This window comes from Collinsella aerofaciens, from assembly GCF_001405375.1.
Lineage (GTDB): Bacteria > Actinomycetota > Coriobacteriia > Coriobacteriales > Coriobacteriaceae > Collinsella > Collinsella aerofaciens_F.
The window spans coordinates 131,883-140,016 of the sequence record NZ_CYYP01000001.1; the positions used below are offsets into that span (position 1 = coordinate 131,883).

Annotated in this window: 4 protein-coding genes and 1 pseudogene; 1 reads left to right on the forward strand and 4 read right to left on the reverse strand. The window is 60.7% G+C overall.

Going from position 1 to position 8,134, the window contains the following annotated elements; translation table 11 throughout:
* Positions 1-880 precede the first annotated feature (880 nt).
* A complete protein-coding gene (locus ARB25_RS00645; protein WP_055285177.1) occupies positions 881-2,260 on the reverse strand; it encodes an ATP-binding protein in 1,380 nt (459 codons plus the stop codon).
* Positions 2,261-2,912: 652 nt separating this feature from the next.
* Here ARB25_RS00645 and ARB25_RS00650 point away from each other — a divergent pair.
* On the forward strand, positions 2,913-3,911 hold the full coding sequence (locus ARB25_RS00650; protein ID WP_055285178.1) for a hypothetical protein: 999 nt from the start codon (positions 2,913-2,915) through the stop codon (positions 3,909-3,911).
* A gap of 476 nt (positions 3,912-4,387) precedes the next feature.
* Here ARB25_RS00650 and xdh read toward each other — a convergent pair whose 3' ends face one another.
* From xdh to ARB25_RS00665, 3 genes and pseudogenes are all read right to left on the reverse strand, one after another.
* On the reverse strand, positions 4,388-7,165 hold the full coding sequence (gene xdh, locus ARB25_RS00655) for a selenium-dependent xanthine dehydrogenase (protein WP_055285179.1): 2,778 nt from the start codon (positions 7,163-7,165) through the stop codon (positions 4,388-4,390).
* Positions 7,166-7,177: 12 nt separating this feature from the next.
* Positions 7,178-7,657, reverse strand: a complete 480-nt coding sequence (locus ARB25_RS00660; RefSeq protein WP_055285180.1) for a 4Fe-4S binding protein — start codon at positions 7,655-7,657, stop codon at positions 7,178-7,180.
* A gap of 11 nt (positions 7,658-7,668) precedes the next feature.
* Positions 7,669-8,134 (reverse strand): annotated as a pseudogene (locus ARB25_RS00665) (putative selenate reductase subunit YgfK); the annotation flags it as partial.

The following is an 8,134-nucleotide window of genomic DNA, read 5'->3' on the forward strand; positions in this document are numbered from 1 at the left end:
GGGCGGAGGGGACCCTCGGCTGACCCCGTCGGACAACAAGCCTCCCGCCGGGAGGGCCCGCGCCTCGACGCATCGCCGGCGCGCGTTCACGAGCCCTTTTTGGGCAGCCCAAGGGCCGCGCCCGTGAACAAGACTGGTTTCGGACGAGCGCGCCGGACGGAGAATCGAAATGCGGTGGGGTGCGCGGACATACCGGGCTGACCGCCGGCAGCGCGCCCGCAAGAGCCCGCGGATATTAGCTTGCCAGGCAAGCGTCGACTAAACGTGCAGCGTGCGCGGGCCCTCCCGACGGGAAACGAAAAAGCCCGGTTTAAAACCGGGCTCGAACAAACACGCCTATTGACAATGGCTTTCTCATATTAGAGGGGTCGACGCCGTTAAGGCATTGACCCCTTGAACTAAGTAACGGCGCTGCCCAGCTATCACCCTTGGGCTGCCGTCGACTTTATTCTACCCACGGTTGCCAGGTTTAACAAATGAATTTTCAGTAATGGATCCTCGGAGCCCGCTCGCTCAACCACCTGGCCATCGGATTAGCCGGATTCTGGGACACGCCTTCCGTCCCAGGCCTCTACCGGAAAATGCGTCCCACCCTGAGGCTCGATTCCGGGACACGGTTTCCGCTTGAGGCCCCGATGGGAAAGCGTGTCCCGTTCCGAGAGCTCATTCCGGGATGCAGTTTCCGCTAGAGATGCCACCGGGAAAGCGTATCCCGTTTTGGAGCCGAATTCCGGGACGCAGTTTCCGCTTGAGGCCCGATCCGGAAACGGCATCCCATTCTGAAGCCGAAATCTGGAACGCACTTTCCGCCAAAGGTCGCAAAAGGAAAGCACATCCCATTCCCAGCATCAAATCAGGACGCGCTTCATTATCCCCGCCCTCACATCTCGGCAAACGAGATCAGCTTGACGTCTCCCCTACTCTCCGCGGTATCCCGACATCCCTGCGTAAAGCCGTGCTTCGAGAAGATCGCATAGCTTTTGTGCTGCCGTCTAAAGAGCTCGCTTCGATGCACGAGCTTTTGCAGCACGTCTTCGCCCACCGGTTCATTGCGCCATTTGCATTCCGCAAACAGCGCAGTGCCCTCGCCATCGTCAACAATCAAGTCGATTTCTTCCTGCGTATGCGTGCGATTATCCGTCCCCCACCAGCGCCCGACGCTCGCCGGAACCACATCGAGCTGGCCCGCGCGCGCGAGTTCGTACACGTATTGTCTGCATATGAGCTCAAAGACCGTACCCATGTAATCCGATACGTGCAGCTCAATGCGCTTATACGCCATCTCGGCCATATCGTTTTGAATCAGCCCGATGTTCTGCGGAACAAACTTGTACCAGAACCTAAACATCTGATCGCTCAGCAGATACACGGCTCGCTTATTGCTCGTCTCGTTTAGGGGCAGCTCGCGCTCGACAATCCCAAGCGACGCCAGCTTATCCACATAGCTCTTTACGTTGCTCGCAGGGATTCCCGTAGAGCTCGCAATCTCCGAGATCCTCGAGCGCCCCTGAGCAATTGCTTGCACGATCGCATCATATTGCTCGGGATTGCGGCACTCTTGCAACAGCAGGTTACTCGGCTCCTCAAAGAGATAGCCCGTAGGAGTAAGAAAAAGACGTTTGATGTTGTCCTTGAGCGATACGGCAGGATCGACTTTCTCGATATATGCAGGAATGCCGCCCGTCATGCCATAGCAAACTGCAGCGTCTTCGCGACCCATGCTCTGCCACAACCCGAGGGTCGTCGTAAAATCGAGCGGCATAATCTTAAACTGGGCCGTACGCCTACCGTATAGTGGGCTCTCGTAGCCCAACACCTGTTCCTCCATAAACGAAAGAGACGAGCCGCATAGGATCAGCATTAGCCTGGTCTCTTTGTATAAGTGGTCGATCTTGTCTTGCAGCAACGAGCTGATTTCGGAATTCGATTGGGCGAGATAGGGATACTCGTCAATCACGACAACCAAACGTTCCGTGCGAGCCATGGTGGCCAATGCATCGAACGCCTCGTCAAAACTACGAAACGACACGCCTGCAGCACCAACCGAGCCTGCAAGTATCGCCTGGCTAAAGCCGTGCAGGTTTGCCTCCGCATTGGTGCGACGAGCTTGAAAGTAAATAGCCTTCTTGCCTTGGATGAACTCTGTGATAAGACGCGTTTTGCCCACGCGACGGCGGCCGTAAATCACAGGCATCTCAAAGGAGCCCGTGCCATACAGTCGATTGAGCTCGGACATTTCCGCCGTTCTTCCGATAAACATAGGGCCATCCTTCCTTTGCGTTATAGCTAGCTATATTATACCTTCCTATAATATAGCTAGCTATAACGTAATTCGACAAGCGGCGCACGAAAAGGGCGATACACCGCCGCACGTGGACCGTTCTGGAAAATGTATCCCGTTCTGGAGCCAAAAACTGGGCCGTAGTTTCCGCCAAGCATGCCATCCGGAAAGTGCGTCCCACCCCGAGGCTCGATTCCGGGACGCAGTTTCCGCTTGAGGCCCGATCCGGAAACGGCATCCCACTCCGAGGCCGAAATCTGGGACGCAGTTTCCGGTTGAGGGGCGTTCCGGAAAGCGCGTCCCATTCCGAACGTCAATTCCGGATCACTGTTTCCGCAGATACAAGACGACAATCCGTCGCCCTTATCACAGACCTTCAAACATGCGATCCAGAGACACAAAACAGCAGATAGAATGCTCTTTTCAAAAAAGTACACGTCCCGAAACTTACCCAGTCTTCATAACTCGCTACCGTTCAAGGTCGCCGATTACCGCCCACCGATTCAAACAAGAAATATGTCGCCAAAAGCAGGGCATCTACCTGCATGGTTAGATTTTGGTCAGCTTTTGGTCAGCTGAGCGGCAAGTTCCAGCTGATACGTTTTTGCTACCCAAAAGGAGGCGGTAGCTCATGACCCATTGCAATGACCAGCTCATCGACCAACTGCTCACTCAAGCCGAACAAGAGGGGCGCTGTCTGATTCCCCCGAGCACGGCGATCCGAAAAGCGCTCCTTCGGCGCATCGGCAGCGCGGTCGTCTCCCCCATGCCGGGACTGTTCGCGCGAAAAACGCGCTGGGATGAACTCAACCGAGCGCAACGCCATTGCGAGATTATCCGCGCCCTTGCGATCATCCATCCCGATTGGACGTTCTGCTCGTTTTCGGCAGCTTGCCTGCTGGGGCTCGAGGTCTCGTGGCGACACCTGAACGTCGTGCATGTTTGCAGCTCGACAAAGCCGTCGGCTCGTCCGGGCGCACATATTCAGCGACACCAGATTGAGCCGGCCGGAGCAATACGCAGAGCCGGCATATCGGTAACGCCGCCCATCCAAACGGCCACAGATTGCCTGCTGCAAACTGGTTTTGCCGACGGCATGCCCATTGCCGATTCGGCGATCTCAAAGCTCGGCCTTGCGCGGGAACAGCTGATGGAGGCCGTTGAGCAACGAGCGACTGCCCGCAATGGTCGTGCGATTCGCACCGCTCTCACAACGCTTCGATATGCCGACGCCCGCGCCGAGAGCGGCGGGGAATCGGTCGCCCGAGCCGTCATGATCGAGACGGGCTTTGCGCCCGACTGGCTTCAATACGAGCTGACGGACCCCTTCGATTCGGCCAAGCCTATACGAACGGACTTTACCTGGGAGCGCCAGGCGCGGGAACTCACGCTGGGCGAGCTCGACGGGCTCATCAAATATACCGACCAGACCATGCTGGCCGGACGCACCACCGCAGAGGCGCTCGTTGCCGAACGACAGCGCGAGGCGCACCTATCGCTCTACGGCCACCCTCTGCTGCGCTTTACCATGAACGAGGTCCGCTCGGCAGGAGTGCTCGCCAAAAAGCTGCAGACGGCAGGCATCCGGCAGACCGCGCTGCCGACATGGCTCAACGAGGTGGACCTGTAGGAGCTGCTAGGCCACGCATCGCCGAATCGCATCCCCCCTATCTGGGCCGCGTTTTCCCAACGGCCACGCTGGCGGAAAGCGCGTCCCAGTTCGGACACTCAAAACGGGATGCACTTTCCGTATGGCGGGCCTAGCGGAAAGCGTGTCCCGGAATCCAGCCTCGGAACGGGACAGGCTTTCCGGTTGAGTCCTTCAGCGGAAACCGCATCCCGGAATAAACGCTCAAACTGGGATGCGCTTTCCAAACGACCGGCCAGCGGAAAACGCATCCCATTCTGAGGCACGATTCCGGGACGCAGTTTCCGCTTGAGGCTTCACCCGGAAAATGCAACCCACGTTGGAGCCAAATTCCGGTACACAGTTTCCGCTCCAAACAAAAGGCTCCGGCTCGCGATGGGGCCGGGGCCAAAGGCGCAGCATATACAGTTGATGTTGAGCGTGAACAGCCCATCAGCAATGGTCGTCCGCGCCCCACCCTACCCGCGGTTGCGAACGCGGCTGTAGGGCGTATCCACCATGGGCAGATCGGGACGCAGCTTGCCGTCAAATGCGCGATAGGCGTTCTGTACGGCGGGCGCCGTGGGAATCGTTGCGATCTCGCCGATGCCCTTGCCGCCGTATGCCACGGGCAGCAGCTCGTCCTTCTCCACGTAGATGGCATGGATATCCGGGATCTCGGGTGCACGGAACAACCCGAGCGTACCGTACCTTGCCTGGGGCACGCAGTCCTTGAGCGGCCAGTCCTCAGTAAGCGCATAGCCCATACCCATGAGCACGCCGCCTTCGATCTGACCCTGGATGGAGATGGGGTTGACCACCTTGCCGGAATCGTGCGCGGCATAGACCTCGCTCACGCGGCCGTCATCATCCAAAATGACCACATGCGTGGCAAAGCCGTAGCAGATGTGGCTCTTGGGGTTGGGAACATCCGCACCCAGCTTGTCGGTCGGCTCCAGGTACACGTAGCCAAACTCGCATCCCTCGAGTGCCTTGATGGCGGCCGCGGGATCCTGAGGATGCATACCCTGGCCGGCGACGAGTTCCTGTGTACGCAGCTGATAGGCGTGACCGTCGTCGTACTCGATCTTGACGCCGTCGCCATGCGCACTCACGGGAGCATCGGGCGCGGGCTTGCCGGCCTCGATGTCAAGCATGGCATCGCGCAGCAGGAAGGCGGCGCCGCGCACGGCCTCGCCGGTCACGACCGTCTGACGCGAACCAGACGTGGTGCCGGAGTCGGGAGCGTTCTCGGTGGAGCACTCGCCGTTGGCGATGCAGCTCAGCGGCAGGCCGCATGCCTCGGCAACGTCCTGCAAAAAGACGGTGTTGCAGCCCTGGCCGATGTCGGACGTGGCGGCATAGACCACGGCCACGCCGTTCTCGATGCGGATCTTGCAGCGGCCGGCATCGGGCAGGCCCACGCCCACGCCGGCGTTCTTCATGGCGCAGGCGATACCGGCGTGTCCGGGATGCGCATAGTAGGCATCCTTGACCTCGAGCAGCGTCTCCTTCAGCGCCGTGGAGCAATCGGCGATCTGGCCGTTGGGCAAAACCTCACCCGGCTCGATGGCATTACGGTAACGAATCTCCCACGGATCCAGGCCGACCTTCTCTGCCAGCAGGTCGATCAGGCTCTCGAGCGCAAACTCGGACTGGCAAACGCCAAAGCCGCGGTACGCGCCGGCGGGCGGGTTGTTGGTGTAGTAGCCAAAACCGCGAATGTCGGTGTTCTGGTACTTGTAGGGGCCGACGGCATGCGTGCAGGCGCGCTCGAGCACCGGGCCGCACAGCGACGCGTAGGCGCCGGTGTCAAAGTTGATCTCGCAGTCCAGACCGGTAAAGTTGCCCTCGGCGTCGCAGCCCAGCGTAAAGGTGCCGTCCATGGCGTGGCGCTTGGGATGGAACGCGAGCGACTCGGCACGTGTGAGCTTGCACTTCACAGGACGCTGGAGCTTATAGGCAGCAAGCGCGGCCAGGTGCTGGATCGAAACGTCCTCCTTGCCGCCAAAACCGCCGCCCACAAGCATGGTCTCGACAACCACACGCTCGGGCTCGTTGTCCCAGCCAAACATGTGGGCGCACTCTTTGCGCGTATCGTAGGCACCCTGGTCGGTCGACTGCACCTTGACGCCGTTCTTGTACGGGAAGGCGACGGCGCACTCGGGCTCCAAGAAGGCATGCTCGGTAAAGGGCGTGGTAAAGCGCTGCGTCACGGTGAACGCGCTCTCCGCTAGCGCCTTGGCGGCGTCGCCGCGCGTCACGTGACGGCTCTGGCACACGTTGTCCTTGAGTTCCACCGTGTTGCCAAAGGCAAAGAAACTGTCATGCAGGCGCGGGGCGTCGGCAGCCCTAGCCTCGACAATGTTGCGCACGGGCTCCAGCGGCTCGTAATCAATCTTTACGAGCTTCTTAGCCTTCTCGAGCGTCGCCTCGTCCTCGGCAACCACCAGCACGATGGCGTCACCCACGCAGCGGGTGATATCGCCCTGGGCGATCATGACATCCCAGTCCTGGATAAGGTGGCCGACCTGGTTGACCGGCACGTCCTCGGCGCGCAGGATGCCCACCACACCGGGCAGGGCCTCGGCCTTGGAGGTATCAATGGAGAGCACGCGGGCGCGCGGATACTTGGAGCGCACGGCGCTAGCATAGGTCAGGCCCGGCTGATCGAGCTCGTCGATGTCGTCGGGATACTTGCCCTCGCCGAGCACCTTCTTGCGCACGTCGATGCGGAAGGCGCGCTTGCCCACACCGTAGTCGTCGCCGCGCTCCAGGTCCTCGTCGATCTGCTTTTCGCCGCGGAGCACCGCAGCTGCCAGCGAAATGCCCTCGATGATCTTCTTGTAGCCGGTGCAGCGGCAGACGTTACCGCGAATGGCGTACTTGATCTGCTCCTCGGTGGGCTCGGGGTCCTCAGCGATGAGCGCCGCGCCCGCCATGACCATGCCGGGGATGCAAAAACCGCACTGCACGGCGCCCACGGCACCAAAGGCGTACACAAAGGCCTCGCGCACGTCCTCGGGCAGGCCCTCGACGGTCACGATGTTGCGACCGGCGGCAAGAGCGGTGGTCAGTACGCACGCCTTGACGGCCGCACCGTCCACATGGATGGTGCAGGTGCCGCAAGCGCCTTCGGAGCAGCCATCCTTGGCGGAATGGATATGCAGGTCGTCGCGCAGGTAGCGCAGCAGCGGTTTATTCTCCGTCGTCGTGCGCTCGACGCCGTTAACGGTAAAAGTGAATTCCTGTGCCATGGTGATTCCCTTCTACACGCCGGCGGCGATGCCGGTGCGGTCGTGGATGGCGCCATGCGGGCAGACGACGGCGCACATGCCGCACGACAGGCAGTCCACGCCGTCGATATGGGCGCAGTTGTCCTCGATGCGGATAGCGCCGGCAGGGCACTTTTTAGCGCACATGCCGCAACCGATGCAGCTCGTGTCGCAGATCTTGCGAGCGATGGCGCCCTTATCGGTGTTGTTGCAGCGCACCAGAATGTTCTGGTAGCCGGGAACGAAGGCAATCACGCGCTGCGGGCACGCCATGCCGCACAGGCCACAGCCCGTGCACTTGGAGCGATCCACGCGGGCGATGCCATCGACCAGCGCAATGGCGCCGTAGGGGCAGGCCGTGACGCAGGCGCCACAGCCAATGCAGCCTTCGCTGCAGCGGGCGTCGCCGCCTGCGGAAGCGCAACCACTTCCGCAGGCAACGTAGGCCACGTTATGTTGAATGGATTTGGCCATAAGAGACTCGCCTATTTCTTAAGAAGGTACGAATAGTTGTCGCGCACGGCCCTGATGGTCAGGCGGACGGCCTCGGGAAGACCGGTGTTGACGGCATCGACCGAGACGGTGCGGACCGTGCCGGCGACGCGAACCTTAAAGTGGTCCTCGTCCACGGCCAGGAAGCCCTCGTTCTCGGAGTTCTCCATGTCCTGCTCGCTCCAGAACAGGGTGAGCTTGTCCTTGTAGGGACGACCCTCCTGGTAGGGGCAGAACACGGCGCAGTTACCGCATTCGTTGCACATGCCGTCGACATGGACGACCTGATGCTTGGCCAGGCCCGGCACCTTAATTGCCACGTTGGCGCGGTTGGGGCACACATCGCAGCAGACCTCGCACACCGAGCCGCAGCCCAGGCAGCGGGTCTTGGTGCAGTTGCGCTTGTCGCGGCACAGCGACCCCTTGCGCTCGTAGCAGGTGTCCTCGCGGCCGGCCTGC